18 protein-coding genes are annotated in these 17,512 nt (G+C 73.0%); 2 read left to right on the plus strand and 16 right to left on the minus strand.

Translation table 11 applies throughout. The annotated features are described in order from the left end of the window. Positions 1 to 159 precede the first annotated feature (159 nt). The 9 genes from OHB01_RS06285 to OHB01_RS06325 are packed head-to-tail and all read right to left on the minus strand — an operon-like array spanning position 160 to position 10,431. On the minus strand, positions 160 to 1,908 hold the full coding sequence (locus OHB01_RS06285; protein ID WP_328855075.1) for a YfjP family GTPase: 1,749 nt from the start codon (positions 1,906 to 1,908) through the stop codon (positions 160 to 162). After that, positions 1,905 to 3,632, minus strand: coding sequence for an ABC transporter (locus OHB01_RS06290; RefSeq protein ID WP_142650962.1), 1,728 nt, complete (start codon positions 3,630 to 3,632; stop codon positions 1,905 to 1,907). Before OHB01_RS06290 ends, OHB01_RS06285 begins: the two co-directional genes overlap by 4 nt. Positions 3,633 to 3,680: 48 nt before the next feature. Then, positions 3,681 to 4,256: a hypothetical protein gene (locus tag OHB01_RS06295; protein WP_328855076.1), complete on the minus strand. Its 576-nt coding sequence runs from the start codon at positions 4,254 to 4,256 to the stop codon at positions 3,681 to 3,683. Between the two features lie 6 nt (positions 4,257 to 4,262). Next, on the minus strand, positions 4,263 to 5,864 hold the full coding sequence (locus OHB01_RS06300) for a HAMP domain-containing sensor histidine kinase (RefSeq protein ID WP_328855077.1): 1,602 nt from the start codon (positions 5,862 to 5,864) through the stop codon (positions 4,263 to 4,265). Further along, positions 5,848 to 6,534, minus strand: a complete 687-nt coding sequence (locus tag OHB01_RS06305) for a response regulator transcription factor (RefSeq protein WP_396691088.1) — start codon at positions 6,532 to 6,534, stop codon at positions 5,848 to 5,850. The genes OHB01_RS06300 and OHB01_RS06305 overlap by 17 nt, the downstream gene beginning before the upstream one ends. A 28-nt stretch (positions 6,535 to 6,562) precedes the next feature. Further along, on the minus strand, positions 6,563 to 7,186 hold the full coding sequence (locus tag OHB01_RS06310; protein ID WP_142650958.1) for a DUF5666 domain-containing protein: 624 nt from the start codon (positions 7,184 to 7,186) through the stop codon (positions 6,563 to 6,565). Positions 7,187 to 7,214: 28 nt separating this feature from the next. Then, the gene (locus OHB01_RS06315; protein WP_142650957.1) at positions 7,215 to 8,495 is read right to left on the minus strand and encodes an ABC transporter permease; all 1,281 of its coding nucleotides are present in this window, start codon (positions 8,493 to 8,495) and stop codon (positions 7,215 to 7,217) included. Beyond that, entirely contained in the window at positions 8,492 to 9,262 is a 771-nt protein-coding gene (locus tag OHB01_RS06320) for an ABC transporter ATP-binding protein (RefSeq protein ID WP_142650956.1), read from the minus strand. Before OHB01_RS06320 ends, OHB01_RS06315 begins: the two co-directional genes overlap by 4 nt. After that, positions 9,259 to 10,431 (minus strand): efflux RND transporter periplasmic adaptor subunit, encoded by a 1,173-nt coding sequence (locus OHB01_RS06325; protein ID WP_142650955.1) that lies wholly within the window; start codon positions 10,429 to 10,431, stop codon positions 9,259 to 9,261. Before OHB01_RS06325 ends, OHB01_RS06320 begins: the two co-directional genes overlap by 4 nt. 145 nt (positions 10,432 to 10,576) lie before the next feature. On the opposite strand from OHB01_RS06325, the gene OHB01_RS06330 reads away from it, so the two are divergent. Continuing rightward, positions 10,577 to 12,265 carry an efflux RND transporter periplasmic adaptor subunit gene (locus OHB01_RS06330; RefSeq protein ID WP_328855078.1) on the plus strand — a complete coding sequence of 563 codons (1,689 nt, stop codon included), beginning with the start codon at positions 10,577 to 10,579 and terminating at the stop codon, positions 12,263 to 12,265. Positions 12,266 to 12,413: 148 nt separating this feature from the next. Here OHB01_RS06330 and OHB01_RS06335 read toward each other — a convergent pair whose 3' ends face one another. The 7 genes from OHB01_RS06335 to lhgO form a co-directional block, all read right to left on the minus strand. Then, positions 12,414 to 12,572: a hypothetical protein gene (locus OHB01_RS06335; protein WP_187280613.1), complete on the minus strand. Its 159-nt coding sequence runs from the start codon at positions 12,570 to 12,572 to the stop codon at positions 12,414 to 12,416. A gap of 178 nt (positions 12,573 to 12,750) precedes the next feature. After that, on the minus strand, positions 12,751 to 13,050 hold the full coding sequence (locus OHB01_RS06340) for a helix-turn-helix transcriptional regulator (protein ID WP_328855079.1): 300 nt from the start codon (positions 13,048 to 13,050) through the stop codon (positions 12,751 to 12,753). After that, positions 13,047 to 13,439 (minus strand): type II toxin-antitoxin system RelE/ParE family toxin, encoded by a 393-nt coding sequence (locus OHB01_RS06345; RefSeq protein WP_405394726.1) that lies wholly within the window; start codon positions 13,437 to 13,439, stop codon positions 13,047 to 13,049. Before OHB01_RS06345 ends, OHB01_RS06340 begins: the two co-directional genes overlap by 4 nt. An 86-nt stretch (positions 13,440 to 13,525) precedes the next feature. Continuing rightward, on the minus strand, positions 13,526 to 13,693 hold the full coding sequence (locus OHB01_RS06350) for a hypothetical protein (RefSeq protein ID WP_168066407.1): 168 nt from the start codon (positions 13,691 to 13,693) through the stop codon (positions 13,526 to 13,528). Between the two features lie 24 nt (positions 13,694 to 13,717). Next, positions 13,718 to 15,112, minus strand: coding sequence for a HAMP domain-containing sensor histidine kinase (locus OHB01_RS06355; RefSeq protein ID WP_328709060.1), 1,395 nt, complete (start codon positions 15,110 to 15,112; stop codon positions 13,718 to 13,720). A 3-nt stretch (positions 15,113 to 15,115) separates the two neighbouring features. After that, positions 15,116 to 15,838, minus strand: coding sequence for a response regulator transcription factor (locus OHB01_RS06360; RefSeq protein WP_142650951.1), 723 nt, complete (start codon positions 15,836 to 15,838; stop codon positions 15,116 to 15,118). Positions 15,839 to 15,856: 18 nt separating this feature from the next. Next, positions 15,857 to 17,041, minus strand: coding sequence for an L-2-hydroxyglutarate oxidase (lhgO, locus tag OHB01_RS06365; RefSeq protein WP_142650950.1), 1,185 nt, complete (start codon positions 17,039 to 17,041; stop codon positions 15,857 to 15,859). An 88-nt stretch (positions 17,042 to 17,129) separates the two neighbouring features. Here lhgO and OHB01_RS06370 point away from each other — a divergent pair, with 88 nt between their 5' ends. Continuing rightward, positions 17,130 to 17,492 (plus strand): hypothetical protein, encoded by a 363-nt coding sequence (locus tag OHB01_RS06370; protein ID WP_142650949.1) that lies wholly within the window; start codon positions 17,130 to 17,132, stop codon positions 17,490 to 17,492. Positions 17,493 to 17,512: the final 20 nt, after the last annotated feature.

Consider the following 17,512-nt stretch of genomic DNA (forward strand, 5'->3'; position numbering starts at 1 on the left):
TTGCCCTGCACGCGATGAGCGAAGCCACGCCGGACAAGGGTGACTCCCCCGCTCGCTGAAGGGGGCGACCTCTCGCTGGTGCGACGGCACGACCTCTGTCGTGGACGTCGGCGGACAGGCGCCGGGCCGCTTCCGCGGCGGCGCGCGCGTTCAGACGCGTCAGGAAGCGGCGAGGGTGATGCGGTCGGCGAAACGGGCGTAACGCGACAGTTCGTCGCGCGTCGGAGCGACGATCAGCTCCCCGGCGACCTGTTCGATGCCGGCGCGCAACGCCTTGGCGGCTCTGCGGGCCCTGCGCCGCCCTCCGGCCCAGGCGAACACCCGGCACAGCCCCGCGATCAGCAGGCCCGCCAGCGCGCCGCCCAGCAGGAGCACGGTCGGCCACGGCGCGCGGCCGAGCGTGGGGGTGGGCAGCCCGGGCAGCATGAGATAGTCCAGCGCGAAGCGCACGAGCAGCCAGATCGCGCCCACGGCCATCGCGGCGACGGTCAGCCACTGCGCCGTCCCCGCCACGCGCCACCACCGAGGGGCTCTGGAGACACGGCCCGAGGTCGCCGCCGCGACCGTGCGGTCCAGGGCGTCCGTCAGCTCCTGCGACCGCGACCGGGCCGCGTGCCGTACGGCTGTCGCCCACGGCTCGGGCACCGTGGCCGCGGCGGCGGCCCCGACGTCGCGCAGGGCGGTGTCCACGGCGGAGACCTCGACGGCGGTGGCCGCGGGCAGCGAGGAACGGGCGCCCTTGGCCAGGTGGAGACGGCGCAGCGGGTCGGGCCGCAGCTTTCGCAGCCAGCGCGTCACCGGCCAGCCCGTCGCGGCGATCGAGCGGTGCCGATGCGACTTCGCGACCGCCTCGACCACGGCGGGCACCCCCGCCGCCTGTGCCAGCGCCCGCGTGAGAGCCCTGCTCAGGGCGACGTCGGGCACCGCGACCCGTCCCGGCGCGGGCGCCGCCCCGGCCGCCGCATGCGACGCGGCGGGAGACGGCGACGCGGCGGGAGACGGCGACATGGCCGGAGACGGCGGCCCGGTGACCACCCCCGATGCCGCCTCCCGCGCGGCCAGCGGGGCTTCCGAGGGCAGGACGGCCGGAGGCGCGGCGTCCGGGGGCCGGGTTTCGGCCCAGAGGGCGGCGGCGGCCGAGGCCACGTCGGCGGCGAGCCGGGACGACCAGGCGCGGCGGCGGGAGACCTGCCGGTCGAGCAGCGCCCGCAGCTCGGGGACGCCCTCGCCGGTGCGGGCGGAGACGCCGAGCACCGGCACCCCTTCGAGCCCGTCGGCCGCGAGCAGGCCGCGCAGGTCGTCGAGACAGCGCTTGACCGACCGCTCCGGCAGCCGGTCGACCTGGTTGAGCACGACGACCATGACGTCCCGGTGCCGGGCGAGCGGGCGCAGGTAGCGCTCGTGCACGGCCGCGTCGGCGTACTTCTGCGGGTCGAGGACCCAGACCAGCAGGTCGACCGCGGCGACCAGGCGGTCGACCTCCCTGCGGTGGGACAGCTCGATGGAGTCGTGGTCGGGCAGGTCGAGCAGGATCAGCCCCGACGCGTCGCCGTCGACCGTGTGACGCAGCGGGACGTCGAGCCAGTCGAGCAGCGGTCCCGAGCCGGCGGCGCCCCACAGGGCCGCCTGCGCCTTGGCGGTCGTCGGCCGGGTCACCCCCACCGCGGCGAGCTCGGTCCCCGACAGGGCGTTGAAGAGCGACGATTTGCCGCTGCCCGTCGCCCCGGCGAGGGCGACAGCGGTGTGCTCGACCGACAGGCCGCGCCGTACGCCGGCCCGGGCGACCACGGCGCGCGCGTGGTCCACGGCCTCCTGGCCGAGCCGGCCCTCGGCCAGGTCGGCGGCCTCCGCGAGCGCCTCCAGCCGGTCGTCCAGCGACACCTCCGCCTTCCGCAGCGGGAGCTTCACAGGAGGCCCCTCTCCTGTACGGCCTTGGCGGCCTCACGCAGCCGGGCGGCCGTCTCCGGAGCCGGGCCAAGCCCCTCCACCAGGGAAACGAAGCGGGCGCGGTCCTCGTCGAGCAGGGCGCGCACACGCTGCCGCAGGTCCTCGCGGGCCCGCTGGGTCAGGGTGCGTACGGCCTGGTCGCCGAAGACGGCTTCGAGCAGCTTCTGGCTGAGCACGCCGGTGCCACCGGCGATGCCCAGCTCGATGCCGGTGATCCCCCCGGTCGTGGAGAACACCGCAAGCATGATCAGCACGCCGAGGCTGTTCACGCCGAACGACGCCGCCCGGGCGAGCGTGCGCCGGTCGGCGCCTTCGGAGCGGACGAGGTCGAGCACGTGCCCCTGCCAGGCGCGTACGGCCGCGCCGGCCCGGGCGGGCAGGTCGGGGGACGCGCGGCCGAGCCGCCCCGAGACGGCGACTCCCGACTTCTCCAGCAGGTCGCGCCCGGCGGGAAGGGCCAGCCACGCCTCCACGGCCCGTTCGGCGGCAGCATCGGCGGTGGCGCGGATCAGCGACTCCACCCCGCTCTCCAGCGCGATCCGCAGCTCCTTGTCGGGCGCCGGGCGGCCACGGAAGACGGCGACGAGGCGGTCGCGCAGCCAGCCGACGCGGGACTCCAGGGCCCGCATGAGGTCGCCGGTGCCGACGAAGTCCTGCCAGCGGGCCAGCACCTCGCCGCGCAGCAGCCTGCCGTCGCGCATCCCCTCGTCGAACGCCGACATCGCCACGTCGTACGCCTTGACGGCGATGTCGCGCAGCTCGGCGATCCCCGCCCGCTGGCGCTCCACCCGGTCGGCCAGGTCGGGCACCCGGGTGCCGAGGCTGTCCAGGGCGCCGGTCAGGGTCCGCCGTACGACCTCGGCCCGTGCCTTGGCGTCCACGGTCAGGCCGGCGAGCCAGGTCGCGATCGGCTGCACGACGTCGGCGGGCAGCCGGGCGCGCTCCGACGGCAGCTCAAGCTCGGGCACGGCGAACAGTGGTGTGCCGCCCAGGCCGTTCTCGTTCAGGAGCCGGGTCAGGTCGGCGACGACGGGCTCGCGGGCCTCGGCCGGGACCCGCTGGAGGATCACCGCGAGCGCCGTGCTCCGCTCCCGGGCCACGCGCAGGAAGCTCCACGGCACCTCGTCGGCGTACCGCGCGGCGGTCGTGACGAACAGCCACAAATCGGCCGCGGCGAGCAGTTGCGCGGCCAGCTCGCGGTTGGCCGTCACGACCGAGTCGATGTCGGGGGCGTCGAGCAGCGCCAGCCCGGGAGGCAGGGCGTCGACGGGGGCGATCCGCAGGGTGCCCGGCTCGCCGCGTCCGCCGTCGGCCACCCCGCCCGTCACCCGGGCCAGCCCGGGCAGGACGGTGGCGGCGGTGAACCAGGCGACGTCGGCGGGGTTGCACACCAGGGTCGGCGCGAGCGTGGTGGGCCGCAGCACCCCAGGCTCGGTCACGAGCGCCCCGGCCAGCGAGTTGACCAGGGTGGACTTGCCCGCCCCCGTGGAGCCTCCGACCACGGCGAGCAGCGGCGCGTCGATGGCCGACAGGCGGGGCAGCAGGTAGTCGTCGAGCTGCCCGCGCAACTCCGCCAGGACGCGCCTGTCGGCCGCGGCGTCCCCGATTTCCAGGGGAAACAGGTCCTGATCGAGGTGACGCCGCAGGCTCTCCAGGGCGGCGCGCAGCCTGTCGTTCCCCGCCATACCCCCGACCTTCCCTGTGGAAGGCCGCCGAATCAACCGCTCCGGTCGTCAGGAAGCGGGCGTGGCCGCCGGAGTGGGGAGCAGCACCTTGCACTTGTCGTACGCCTTGGCCACCTTGGGGTCGGCCGTGGCCAGGCCGCGTACGCCTCCGTTGGCGGGCAGCTCGGCGCCGTTGTCCTTCATGCAGGTGCGGAACGCCTGGAGGGCCTGCGGATCGGCGCCGCGCCGGCCGCCGAACCCGCCACCGCCGGCGGGCATGAGCGAACGGCACGCCTCGAACGCCTTGCTCATGGCGGGGTCCATCGACCGGAAGCCGCCGAAACCGCCGCCGGGCCGCCCGCTCGGTCGCCCGCTCGGCCAGGCGGTGGGCCTGCCGCTGGGCCTGTCACTGGGCCAGGCGCCGGGTCTGCCGCTCGGCCGTCCGGTGGGCAGCGTGACGCCGTTCTCGCGCAGGCAGTCGGTGAACGCGGTCCGGGAGTCGGCGCCCGAACCACCGGCGGCGGCCTGCGTGGTGGCCGTGGTGGGCGTGGTGGGCGTGGTGGCTGCGGTGTCGTCACCGCCGCCGCAGCCGGTCACCGTGACGGCCAGGGCCGCCGCGGCGACGGCGATGGACAGGTAGCGCAAGGGAGATCACCCTAGCCTTTCGTCGGGAGCCTCTCCGTGAGGAGGGCACGCGGGGAGGCGGACGCGGAACACCGCGCCGCGGCCGGGCTTGCTGTCGGCCGTGATGGTGCCGCCGTGGGCCTGGACGAGTGCGGCGGCGATGGACAGCCCGAGCCCCGTGCCGCCGGCGTCCGACCGGCTGCGCGAGGGATCGGCGCGGTAGAACCTCTCGAAGACCCGCTCGGCGTCGCCGGGGGCCAGGCCGGGCCCGTCGTCGGCCACCTCGATCAGGGCCTGCGACCCGGACACGATCCCCACGCCGACGCGGAACGAGGTGCCCTTGGGGGTGTGCCGCAGCGCGTTGCTGACGAGGTTGCCGACGACCTGGCGCAGCCGCGCCTCGTCGCCGAGCACCCGCACCGGTTCGTCCGAGTCGTCCAGCCGCAGCAGGTCGATCTCCCGGTCCGGCGCGAGCGTCTGCGCGTCGAGCACCGCCCCAGCCGCGAGGCTGAGCACGTCGACCGGGCGGCGTTCGAGGGGACGCTGCTGGTCGAGGCGGGCGAGCAGCAGCAGGTCGTCCACCAGCAGGCCCATCCGTACGGCCTGGTCCTCGATGCGGCGCAGCAGCACGACGGGGTCCTGCGAGTTCTGCTGCCGATAGAGCTCGGCGAAGCCACGAATCGAGGTGAGCGGGGTGCGCAGCTCGTGGGAGGCGTCGGCCATGAACCGGCGCATGCGCTCCTGCGACGCCTCCCGCTCCCGGAAGGCCGTCTCGATCTGGGTGAGCATGCCGTTGATCGACCGGCCGAGACGGCCCATCTCGGTGCGCCGGTGCCGGAGCGGGACGCGCCGCGACAGATCGCCCGCCGCGATGGCCTCCGCCGTCCGTTCGATCTCCCCCAGCGGGCGCAGGCTGCGCCGTACGAGCCAGTAGCAGGCGACCCCGAGCGCGACGAGCACGGCGAGACCGACCCCCAGGACGATCACCGCGAGCCGGGAGACCGTGCCGTCGATATCGTCCAGGCTGATGGCCGCGACGCGGAAGCGGGCGCCGTCGTCCTCGCGTACGGCGATCGCCCGCCACAACCCTCCCGAGGAGCCCTCGACCGTGAAGAGCCACTGCCTGCGGTCCTGCCGGGGGGTGGGCAGCGCGGGCAGCGAATCGGCGTTCGGCGGCTCCTGAACGGTGCGGATGACGGTGCCGTTCCGGTCGAGCAGGACTACGTAGAACGAGCCGAACTGCCGCGGTGGCCGGAACGCGTTGCCCATGACCTGCGGCGGAACCGGTGGTTCCGCCGGCCGCCGCCCGAAGGCCGTGAGCTGCACGTCGACCCGGTCCACCAGGTAGCCCCGCAGGAGCTGTACGGCGAAGCCGCCGGTGAGCGCGATCGCGAGCGCCACGAGCAGCAGCGTCCCCGCCACGAGCCGCAGCCACAGCGGGGTCCTCGCGACCCGCCGCCGCAGCTCGCGGATGCTCAGCAGGCGCAGCGCGCCGAGCGGGCGCGGCGGCCGGGGCCACCGGCGGGTGCGGCCGGACTCGTCCGCCTCCGCATCGCCCTCCACATCGGCCTTCGCGGCGGCCCTTTTACCGGCGCCGCGGGCGTGGATCAGGTCACTGACGCGGCGCACGGAGGACATAGCCCACGCCGCGGAGCGTGTGGATCAGTTTGGGCTCGACCGTGTCGATCTTGCGGCGGAGATAGGAGACGTACGACTCGACCACGTTGCGGTCGCCGCCGAAGTCGTAGTGCCAGACGTGGTCGAGGATCTGCGCCTTCGACACCACCCGGCCCTGGTTGACCATGAAGTAGTGCAGGAGCTTGAACTCGGTGGGCGACAGCCGTACGGGGGCGCCGTCCCGCCAGACCTCGCGGGACTCCTCGTCGAGCTCCAGATCGCCGACGCGCAGCCGGGCGGGAGTCGTGTCGCCGCGGGTGCGCCGCAGCACGGCCCGGATGCGCGCGAGCAGCTCCTCCAGGCTGAACGGCTTGGTGACGTAGTCGTCGCCCGAGCCGAGCCCGATGATCTTGTCCTCGTTCGCGTCCCTGGCGGTGAGGAACAGCACGGGGATCCGCCGCCCGGAGGCGTGGAGCCGGTCGGTGACGGCGAAGCCGTCCAGATCGGGCAGCATGACGTCGAGCACGATCAGGTCGGGGCGCATCTTGCCGGCGATCTGCACCGCGTCGCGGCCGGACGACGCGGTGATCACCTCGAATCCGGCGTACCGCAGGCTCGCCGACAGCAGCTCCCTGATGTCGGGCTCGTCGTCGACGACCAGCAGGCGGCCTTCCCTGATCACGATCCCGCCCTCCGGTCCAGGGCCGCGATCACGATCCCGCCCTCCGGCCCAGGGCCGCGCCCTCGGTGACGGACGTCGCCGCCACCTGGCCCTGCGCGTCGGGGGTCCCCGCGACGGTGACGAAGCTGCCGGGCTTGAGGTCGGAGACCTTCCCCGACCGGGTGACCCGCACCTTGGTGTCGCGCGAGGTCGTCACCGTGACCACGCCGCCGTTCACGGTCTGGACGTAGATCTTGTCGCCGTCGACCAGCTTGACGGTGCCGAAGGTCGCGCCGCCCGGCCCCGCTCCCGCCCCGGCGCCTCCGGCCCCTGCGCCGCCGCCCGCACGCCCGGCGCCACCGCCCGCGAAGCCACCGCCTCCGCCCGCGCCCCGGGCGAACCCGCCGTTCGCTCCGCCGCCTCCGGGGGCCTGAGCGTCCGCGAACGCGCCGGCGCCGGCCTCGCGGGACGGGAACCGGCCCGACGTGGAGCCGCCCATGAGCTTCTGCACCTGGATGCCGAGGAGCAGCCCGGCCACGAGCAGGACGCCTCCGGCCAGGGCGAGCGTCAGCTTCGACCCGCCCGCCCGAGCGGGACGCGCGGCCAGGACCTCCTGGAGGTCGTCGTCGTACGGAGAGGCCTCCAGAAGCTCCTCGGTGTCGTGCCTGCTCACATCCATCTCCCTTCCATGGGTCCGGCCATCACTCGAAGCGGAGCGCTTCGATCGGCCGCAGCCCGGCGGCACGGTTGGCGGGATAACTGCCGAAGAACAGGCCGATCGCGACCGAGACGCCGAGCGCCAGCGCGATCGACGTGGGGACGATCACCGGTTGCACGCCCGCGATGGTGAACTGGGCACCGACCACGGCGATCAGCACGCCCAGCAGGCCGCCGACGAGGCTGAGCATCGTCGCCTCGGCGAGGAACTGGCCGAGGATCGCGCCCTTGGGCGCGCCGATCGCCTTGCGGATGCCGATCTCCCTGGTCCGCTCGGTGACCGTGACGAGCATGATGTTGGTGATGCCGATGCCGCCGACGAGCAGGCTGATGGCGGCCACCGCGCCGAGCAGGACCGTGAACGTCCCGATCGCCGCGCCGACCGTTTCCTGCAGGGTCTCCTGGTTGAGGATGCGATAGTCGGCGCTCGCCGTGCCGGTGATGCCGTGCCGCTGGTTGAGCACCTCGGTGACCTCGGCCTGCGCGGCGTCCACCGTCTCGGCGCTCTTGGCCTGGACGAGGATCTGTCCCAGCGGCCCGAAGCCGGTCAGGCTCTGCTGTACGGCGGGCAGCGGGGCGATGGCCACGTCGTCGGCGTCCTGGAAGCCGGACGAGCCGGCCTCCTTGAGCACTCCCACGACGGTGAACGGCACGCCCGACACGGTGATCTGCTTGCCGAGGGGATCGACCGTGCCGAACAGGTCGTCGGCCACCGTCTGCCCGATCACCACGACCTTGCGCGCGGCGAGCACGTCGTCGTTGAAGAAGTACGTCCCCTTGGCCACCGGCTTGTTGGACGCCTCGAAATAGCTCGGGTAGGTGCCCACGAGCTGGCCGATCGCGTGGCTCGCCCCCTCGTACGTCGCGGTCTGGGACTGGGCCGTCACGACGGGCGAGACGCTCTTGACCGAGGGGGCGTTCGCCGGGTCGGCCAGCGCCCGCGCGTCCTCGACGGTCAGGTTCTTGGCCTGGGTGCGGGGGCCGTTGTTCTGCCGCCCGGCCCCGCCGCCGTCTCCGCCGCCGAAGGCCCGGGCGAACCCGCCTCCACCGCCCCCGCCTCCCGAGGTGGAGGGCGTGATGGTCAGCGAGTTGGCCCCGAGCTGCTGGATGTTCGCCTGGATCTGCCGCGAGGACCCCTCGCCGATCGCGACCAGCAGAATCACCGCGGCGACGCCGATCAGGATGCCGAGCATGGTGAGCGCGCTGCGCATCTTGTTGGCGGCCAGGCCGCGCAGGGCGAACCGCAGGACCTCCGCGCCGTTCACGAGGCCACCTCCGCGAGCCGCGGGGGCAGCCCGCCGACCGGCGTGGTGCGCGCGTCCTCCACGATCTGGCCGTCCATGAGGCGGACGACCCGTTTGGCGTGGGCGGCGACCTCCTCCTCGTGCGTGATGACGACCAGGGTCCGGCCGTTCGCGCTGAGGCGGTCGAAGATGTTCATGACGTCCTCGCTGGACTTGCTGTCGAGAGCGCCCGTGGGCTCGTCGGCCAGCAGCAGGGTCGGCGCGGTGACGAGCGCGCGGGCCACCGCCACCCGCTGCTGCTGGCCTCCGGACAGCTCGTTGGGCTGGTGGTGGACGCGCTCGGCGAGCCCGACCCGGTCCAGCGCGGCCAGCGCCCTGCGGCGCCGCTCTGCGGCCTTGACCCCGCCGTACGCCAGGGGAAGCTCGACGTTGGCGAGCGCGCTCATCCGGGGGATGAGGTTGAACGACTGGAAGACGAAGCCGAGCTTGCGGTTGCGGACGATCGCGAGCCGCCGTTCGTCGAGCCCGCCGACGTCGGTGCCGTCGAGGCGGTAGGTCCCGCCGGACGGGATGTCGAGGCAGCCGATGATGTTCATCAGCGTGGACTTGCCGGAGCCGGAGGCGCCCATGATCGCGACGTAGTCGCCGCGCTCCACCCTGAGCGACACGCCGCGCAGCGCGTGCACCGCGGTCTCGCCCTCGCCGTACACCTTGGTGACGTGGCGCAGGTCGAGCACGGGAGGATCGAGCGCCGGAGGGCCGGGCACCCGCGGAGGGCCGGCCCTCATCGGTTGCCTCCGCCGCGGCCGCCGCCGAAGCCACCGCCACCACCGCCGCCGAAGCCGCGGCCGAACCCCCCGCCGCCGGGAAGCTGGATGCCGCCGCCTCCGCCGGTCGTCGACGCCTGTGGCCGCACCACCTGGTCGCCCTCCTGGAGTCCCGACTTGATCTCGGTGGTCGTGTCGCCCTTCAGGCCGACCTCCACCCGCTTCACGACCTGCCTGCCGTTCTCCAGGACGGTCACCGTGGTCTGGCCGCCCGCCGTCGTGACCGCCGAGGAGGCCACCGTGAGCACGTCGTCGGCCTTGCCCACGGTCACCTGCACCGTGGCCGTCTGACCGAGCCGTACGGTGGACGGCACGTCGGTCAGCGAGATCGTCACGGCGTACTGGACGACGTTGTTGTTCGTCTGCGGCTGCGGGTCGACCACCGTCACCTTGCCTGCGGCGGTGACCCCGGGGAGCGCGTCGAAGGACACGGTCGCCGCCTGGCCGACCTTGATCCTGCTGACGTCGGCCTCGGTGAAGTCACCGACGATCTGCAGGCGGGCGGGGTCGGCGATGTCGATGAAGCCGCCGGACCCGCCCGATGCCGACGCGCCGCCCTGCGACTGCCCCAGGCCGCCCTGGGAGGACCCGCCGGACCCACCGGATCCGCCGCCGGACGCGCCCGAGGAGCCGCCCACGGCCCCGTTGACCGCCGTGACGACCCCGGCGAAGGGCGCCTTGATCACCGTGCCCGCCACAGCCCGCTTGGCCGACCGGTAGGCGTTCCTCGCGTTGATGTACTGCGAGTAGCCCGAGGCGGTCGAGGTGTCGGCCTCCTCGGCGGCGTCCAAGCTCGCCTTGGCCGCCTCCAGGCTCTCCTGGGCGGCCGTGTCGTCGATGCGCGCGAGCACCTGACCCTTCTTGACCTTGTCGCCGCTCTGGACCAGGACGGACTCGACGGTGCCGTTCGTACCGAAATCGAGGGCGCGCGTCCTGGCGCTCTCGACGGAACCGGAGGCCGATACCGAGGCGAGCACGGTCCCGCGGGTCACCCGGGTCGTGAGCGGCGCGGGGCCGTCTCCGGAGGAGTCGCCTCCCACGGACGCCCAGGCCGCCGCGATCCCGCCGAGCAGCAGTACCACCAGGACACCGTTGACAATCAATGTCCTGCGCTTCGTCGACAGCTTCACGACGTCGAACCATGGCAAACCCCGCTTCGGGCAACCTAGGCCGATGCTGAGGGTTTGCTGACAGTCCAGGTCGGGACGCGCATTTACAGACAACTCTCAGGTACGGCCAAGCCACCGGTCACGTGACGTCAGCAGGATGTCCGCCATGAGATCGAGCACTCCCATCAGGGTCGGAGGGCTCGCGCTGGCGGGGATCGTCATCGCGAGCGTCGCCGTGATCTCCGCCACCGGCGGCGACACCTCCGTGGCCGACCGGATAGCGCTCGCCTCGGTCAAGCGGGGCACGGTCGCGTCGTACGTCTCGGCCGCCGGCAACACCGTCGACAACGGCGTGCGCGATCTCGCGTTCGGAGCGGAGGGCACGGTCGAGAAGGTCTACGTCAAGGTCGGCCAGAAGGTCCGCCGCGGCAAGGTCCTCGCCCGGATCGACGACACCATCGCCAAGGAGAACTACGAGGCCGCGAAGGCCGCGCTCGCCGCCGCCAAGGAGACCCTCGACAACGTGCAGAACGGCACCGCCACCGCGAGCGGAGCCTCGGTCCCGAGCGCGGGCGGCTCGGGTTCCGGAGGCGGCTCGGGCTTTACGGGCTCCGGTGCCGGGACGACCGGCGGCGGCGGCCCTGTCCCCTGCCCGACCCCTTCCGCCCGGCCATCCGGGCAGGAGCCCACGCGCCCCGCGCAGCCCTCGCCACAGCCGTCCGCGACCGCCCGGCCTTCGTATCGGCCGGCCGCGGCCTCGGCGAACATGGGCGCGAGCGCGGCGAGCATCGAGCTCGTGGCCTACCAGGGTGGTGATCACGGCGGCTCCACGCCCCGGCCCACCCCGACGGTCACGGCACACCCGCACCCGCATCCGAGACCGTCCTGGACGCACCATCCGGCCCCCACGGGCGGCACGAGCACGCCGGACCCCGGGACGAGCGTCTCGATCCCGCCCACGCCACCGGCGCATCCGTCCGCCACGCCGAACCCCTCGGGTGGTTCCTCCTCCTGCGCACCCGGGCAGGGCGGTCAGGGACAGAACCAGCAGGGGCAGAACCCGCAGGGCCAGGGCGGCGGCGCCCAGGGGCGTGCGGGCTTCGGCGGCGGTGCGCAGGGGCGCGGCGGCTTCGGCGGCGGCCAGGGAGGCCAGGCGGGTCGGGGCGGCCAGGGCGGCGGCGCCCGGCTCACCGAGGCACAGGCAGAGGCGCAGGTCAGCCAGGCGACGACCGAGCTGGCCGACGCCAAGGAGGCGCTCGACGGCGTGAAGATCACGGCTCCGGCGGACGGCACGATCCTGTCCATCGCGGGGACCACCGGCTCCCGCTACACCTCGGGCACGTTCATCACCCTCGGCGACCTCGACGACCTGCAGGTGCAGGCGATGTTCACCGAGTCGGACGTCCGCTTCCTCAAGGTCGGTCAGGCGGCCACCGTGACACTGCCCACGCAGCCGGGGCAGGAATACCCGGGAACGGTCTCCCACATCGACCCGACCGCGACCACCACCAACCGCCTGGTCCGTTACGGCGTGACGATCGTCCTGAACAAACGCCCCGCCCGGCTGCTCCTGGGCCAGAGCGCCACCGTACGGGTGACGACCGGCGAGGCGGCCGACGCGCTCTACGTCCCCTCCCAGGCCGTACGCACCCAGGGCGACGGCACCGCCGTGGTCACGGTGGCGAACGGCGGCACCCAGACGCGCCGTACGGTCAAGGTCGGCGTGCGCGGCGACAGCTACGTGCAGATCACGGGCGGCCTCTCCGAAGGAGACCAGGTCGTCCTGCCCGGCGCCGCCACCGCCTTCCCCGACGAGGGCTTCCCGGCGGCGACCAGCCCGTCCGACGGCCACTGAGCGTCAGCCGTCCAGGCGTGCGGCGGCCTGCTTGTGGCAGCCGTATCGCCTGGACGGCGTCTGCACGCGTAAAAGGTCTGCACGCCTACAAGGCCGGACCGCCTTGCCGCATCCCGCTGAGGCGTGGACGACCGTCCCCGCACGCGTGTCATCCACATTCCTTCAGCAACTCCGGAGCGAACTTCACGCTTCGGAACAACTCCTCAGCCTGGTCCCGCAGATGCCGCGAGATGGGACCGCTCTCGTTCTCGTTGGCCTGCAGGGCCTCCTCCAGCAGGTCCCGCTCGATCCGCCGCTCCACGCTCACAATCCCCGCCGGTCACCCTGCCACAGCCACAACGACGGCTGTAGCTCCCGATTGGGGAACTCGTAACGGCTCTTCAGGAATCTCCCATCGGGCGAGGTTGACACGTCCGTGATCACCACCGCCGAATGGCCGCGTACGGGAGGTACGGCGCGGGGAAGCGCTTGTTCGGCAGCGGGCGTCACGCCGCGGGAGCCCGGGGCGTCAGGCGAACCTCGACATCCGCGTCCAGAGCGCTCGCCAGACGCTCGATGACAGGCAGGGTAGGAACCGTTCCTCCGGCCTCGAACCGCGCCACCGCCGACTGGGTCATGCCGGCGGCACGAGCCAGATCACTCTGGCTCCAGCCTCGCGTCTCTCGCATCGCCCGGATCGTCTTCCCCAGTTCATAAGCGAGACGCGCGGCCTCGTAGGCTTCGACCGCTCCGGGCTCGGCCATACGGCGATTCCGGAGCTCCCGCCAGCTCTCCTGCTCGCTCATACCGCTTCTTCTTCCTCATCCACCGTGTGCGCCGCGTCGATACAGCGACGCAGCGCCCGACGCGCCCGATCTATCTCACGCTCGTCGCGTGGCCTGAATTTATAGAAAACCGTCAAGAGCACGATTCGGCGCCCGGGTGCGATCCAGTAGGTGATTCGCACCGCGATGTCGTTGAGATAGAACCGCAGCTCGCGTAACTTGCCGTCGAGTTGCTTGCTGTAAGGCTCCCCGAGCAGAGCCCCCTCCGCCGCGAGCAGATCGACATAGAACGCCACCTTCGCGAACGATGCGGCCGACAGACCTTCAAGCCACCGCCGAGCCTCTGGTTCTAGCTCGACTGTACCCCAATCCATAGCATCAATGCTATGGGCTTGAAACACGATCCGCATCAATATCGTCACTTACCGCGACGGCCCCCTGGTGTCCCGCCTAACTCCGCCCGGGCAGCGTCTCAGACAGCGAACAGCGAAAGCGGTTAGTCGCGGGCGAAGGGGACTTCGTAGGCGGGCGGGACGCCCAGCATGGCCGTCAGGTCGTCCTCGGTGACGTCGAGGTGGAAGGCGCGGCCCGGCCGGGCGGGGTCCCAGCCACGACGCAGGGCCGTACGGATGACCTCCGCCCCCCAACCTGCACGCCAGAGCACGCGGGGGTCAGCGGAATCACACGATCAGGCGTTGGCCTCGGAGGCGAGGGGGAGGGTGACGCGGAAGGCGGCGCCGGCGCCCGGGGCCGACTCCACGCCGACCTCGCCTCCGTGGGCCTTGACGAGTGACTCCACGATCGCGAGCCCGAGGCCGCTGCCGCCCGCCGGCCGTGTGCGGGAGGGGTCGGCGCGGTAGAAGCGCTCGAAGACCCGCGCCGCCTGCTCGGGCGTGAGACCGGGCCCTTTGTCGGCCACCTCGATGAACGCCGCGCCGTCCGAGCTGCCGACGCGCACGGTGATCGGCGTTCCCTCGGGCGTGTGGGTCGTGGCGTTGTTCATCAGGTTGCCTACGACCTGCCTCAGCCGCACCTCGTCCCCCGAGACGATCAGCGCCGCGTCCCCCTCGACGACCAGCGACACGTCGCGGTCGGGGCAGAGGGTCCTGGCGTCGTGCACCGCGTCGCCCGCCAGGGCCAGCAGGTCCACGGGCTGCGTACGCAGGGGGCGCTGCTGGTCGAGCCGGGCGAGCAGCAGGAGGTCGTCCACCAGCAGGCCCATGCGGGCGGCCTCGCTCTCGATGCGCGACATCAGCTGGGTGGTGTCGGCGTCCGGCACCTGCCGGTGGAACTCGGCGAAGCCCCTGATCGAGGTGAGCGGCGTACGCAGTTCGTGCGAGGCGTCGGCCACGAAGCGGCGCATGCGCGCCTCCGACTCCCTGGCCGCGGCCTCGGAGGCCGCCCGGGCCTGGAACGCCGCCTCGATCTGGGCGAGCATGCCGTTCAGCGAGCGGGCGAGCCGCCCGACCTCGGTGCGCGGGTCGCGGTCGGGCACCCGGCTGCCGAGGTTTCCCCGGGCGATGGCCTCCGCGGTCGCCTCGATCTCCGCCAGGGGCCGCAGGCTGCGCTGTACGATCACGACGCCGACGACGGCGAGCAGGACCATCAGGGCACCGCCGACCAGCGCCTCGATGAGCGCGAGCCGGGTGGTGATCTGCGTGACCGAGGCCATGTCCACCGCGACGACGACCGTGCCGACGCCCTTCACGGGCACCACCCGGGCCCGCCACTGGCCGTCACCCGACACCGCCGTCACCGTCACGGGCTCCCGGGAGGTCACGGCGCCGGGCCCCGGCAGTGTCTCCGCGCTGACGCCGGCCTGCGCGAGCAGCGTCTTGCCGGCGCCGTCGCGGATCTCCACTCGGCCCTCGGGCGGCACCCTGATCCGGGTGAACGCCGCCGGGCCCTGGGCGAGCCGTCTTTCCGCCTCGTGGGCCAGGATGGCGACCTTCCAGTCGGTGCGGGTGATCAGGTAGTCGCGGAGCACCGAGACGCTGCCCACGCCGATGACCGCGAGGGCGACCGCGACCAGCGCGAGCATGGCCGCGCTGAGCCGGATCCGCAGCGGCGTGCGCCCCGACACGGCTCAGGCGCCGCTGGGTGGTGTCCGCATGACGTAGCCGACGCCGCGCAGCGTGTGGATGAGCCGGGGGTGGCGCCGGGAGTGGGCGTTGTCGAGCTTGCGGCGCAACACCGACACGTACGACTCGACGATCCCGGCGTCGCCGCGGAAGTCGTAGTCCCACACGTGGTCGAGGATCTGCGCCTTGGACAGCACCCGGCCGGCGTTGCACATGAAGTAACGCAGCAGCTTGAACTCCGTCGGCGACAGGGGTACGGCCCGGCCGCCGCGCCAGACCTCGTGGGACTCCTCGTCCAGCTCGATGTCGGCGAAGGTCAGCCGCGGCGGGGTGATCATCGGGTCTCCGGCGGTGCGGCGCAGCACGGCCCGGATCCTGGCGATGACCTCCTCCAGGCTGAACGGCTTGGTCACGTAGTCGTCGCCGCCGAGCGTCAGGCCCCGGATCTTGTCCTCGGTGGCGTCGCGCGCGGTGAGGAAGACGACAGGGGTGAGGGTTCCGCCACTGCGCAGCCTGCGTACGATGTCGAACCCGTCCATGTCGGGCAGCATGACGTCGAGCACGATCAGGTCCGGCCGGTGCCGCTGAGCCGCGGCCACCGCCTCTCCGCCGTTGGACGCGGTGTGGACCTCGAATCCGGCATACCGGAGGCTGGCCGCGAGCAGTTCGAGGATGTTCGGCTCGTCCTCGACGATCAGCAGCCGGGCTTCGGGAGATTCAACGACCATGTCGGCAGCACTCTAGACCTAGGAAGTTAAGGGAACCGTTAAAGCGATGTGCCGGGCGATCGCCAGGCTGCTCGTCGCCGCAGGTGAGGGCGCGTTTCGCACCAGCACGATACGCCCGTGGACGTCGATGACGAAGTCGTCGAGCAGCCTGCCGTCGCGTGCCACGGCCTGGGCGCGCACACCGCCCTGGGTGCGTACGAGGTCGGCCGGGGCCAGCTCGGGCACGTACCGCCGGGCGGCTGCCACGAAGGCCCGCTTGGCCAGCGAGCCGTAGACCTCGCGCAGGCCGGTGCGCCAGTGCTCGGCCGCCATGCGCCGGGCGCCCGGCCAGGCGACGATCCGCCGCAGGTCGCGCAGCGACGCCGTCCCCCAGGAGTAGCCCTCCAGGGCGAGCGCGGGCACGGCGTTGGGCCCGACCAGGACCTCCCCGTCGATCCTGCGGGTCAGGTGGACGCCGAGGAACGGGTAGCGGGGATCGGGCACGGGATAGATGAGCCCTTTCACCAGGCCGCGTGCCGGCCCGGCGAGCCTGTAGTACTCACCGCGGAACGGGACGATCCGCACGTCACCGCCCGCCCGCGCCAGGTCCGCCACACGGTCGGTGCCGAGGCCCGCGCAGGAGATCAGCCGGTCGAAGGTGAGCCTCTCCGGCCCGGCCGCCACCGCCACCTCGTCGGTGGTCTGCCTGATCGCGAGCACGGGACGCGAGAGCCGTACGGACCCGCCCGCCTCGGCCAGGTCGGCGGCGAGGCGGCGCGCGACCGCGGAGAAGTCGGTGATCGCGGTGTGCGGCGAGTGGACGGCGGCGACCCCGACCGCGTGCGGCTCGACCTCACGCAGGCCGATCGCGTCGAGCTCGGCGATGCCGGGCACGCCGTTCTCCCTGGCCCGCTCGGCGATGCGGCGCAGACCGGGCAGCTCGGCCCGGGTGGAGGCCACGACGAGCTTGCCCACCTCGTCGTACGGCAGGCCGTGCTCGGCGCAGTATTCGCGCAGCATCGCCATGCCCTCCCGGCACAGCGTCGCCTTGAGCGAGCCGGGCTGGTAGTAGATCCCGGCGTGCACGACCCCGCTGTTGTGCCCGGTCTGGTGGGCGGCGATCCGGGGCTCCTTCTCCAGGACGGTCACCTCGGCGCCCGCCCGCGCCATCTGCCGGGCCACGGCCAGACCGAGGATCCCGGCGCCGACGATCCCGATCCTCATGGCCGCGTGGTTGTCGACAGCATGTCGGACATTCTCGCAGCCGGAGCCGCTCCACGGTGATCGAACCTGTGTTCGGTATGATGGCGGAGTGTACGTGCCACCCGGCTGGCCACCGGAGGTGCGCCCTCCTGGCAGCCCCGATTGGGAGGTCTCGGCCGTGTCGTGGCTGCTCGACGCGGTGCCGCCCGACTATCGCGCGTACGGCGTGCTGCGCCGCCACCCGCTGGCGCTCGCCCGGATGGCCCGCCAGCAGGTCGCGGCCTCGATCCAGGCGGCCCGGGAGGGATACCGGGGCGCGGCGGTGGAGCTGAAGGAGCACCTGCCCCCGCACGCGATCGAGGCCGTCCTGGACGCCTACCGCCAGGAAGGCCCCCGGCTCGTACGGCTGGCCGAGTCGGTCGCGCTCGTGGAACGGGCCCTGCGCGGCGAGCACTTCCTCCCTCGCCTGTGACTGCGCTCTTAAGTTCGGAC

Origin of the sequence: Microbispora hainanensis (assembly GCF_036186745.1) — a bacterium.
GTDB lineage: Bacteria > Actinomycetota > Actinomycetes > Streptosporangiales > Streptosporangiaceae > Microbispora.

Coding starts and splice junctions, on each gene's coding strand:
- OHB01_RS06320 (WP_142650956.1), bottom strand. CDS start 9,262: ATGAGGGCCGGCCCTCCGCGGGTGCCCGGCCCTCCGGCGCTCGATCCT.
- OHB01_RS06330 (WP_328855078.1), top strand. CDS start 10,577: ATGAGATCGAGCACTCCCATCAGGGTCGGAGGGCTCGCGCTGGCGGGG.
- OHB01_RS06340 (WP_328855079.1), bottom strand. CDS start 13,050: ATGAGCGAGCAGGAGAGCTGGCGGGAGCTCCGGAATCGCCGTATGGCC.
- OHB01_RS06360 (WP_142650951.1), bottom strand. CDS start 15,838: ATGGTCGTTGAATCTCCCGAAGCCCGGCTGCTGATCGTCGAGGACGAG.
- OHB01_RS06290 (WP_142650962.1), bottom strand. CDS start 3,632: ATGGCGGGGAACGACAGGCTGCGCGCCGCCCTGGAGAGCCTGCGGCGT.
- lhgO (WP_142650950.1), bottom strand. CDS start 17,041: ATGAGGATCGGGATCGTCGGCGCCGGGATCCTCGGTCTGGCCGTGGCC.
- OHB01_RS06345 (WP_405394726.1), bottom strand. CDS start 13,439: ATGCGGATCGTGTTTCAAGCCCATAGCATTGATGCTATGGATTGGGGT.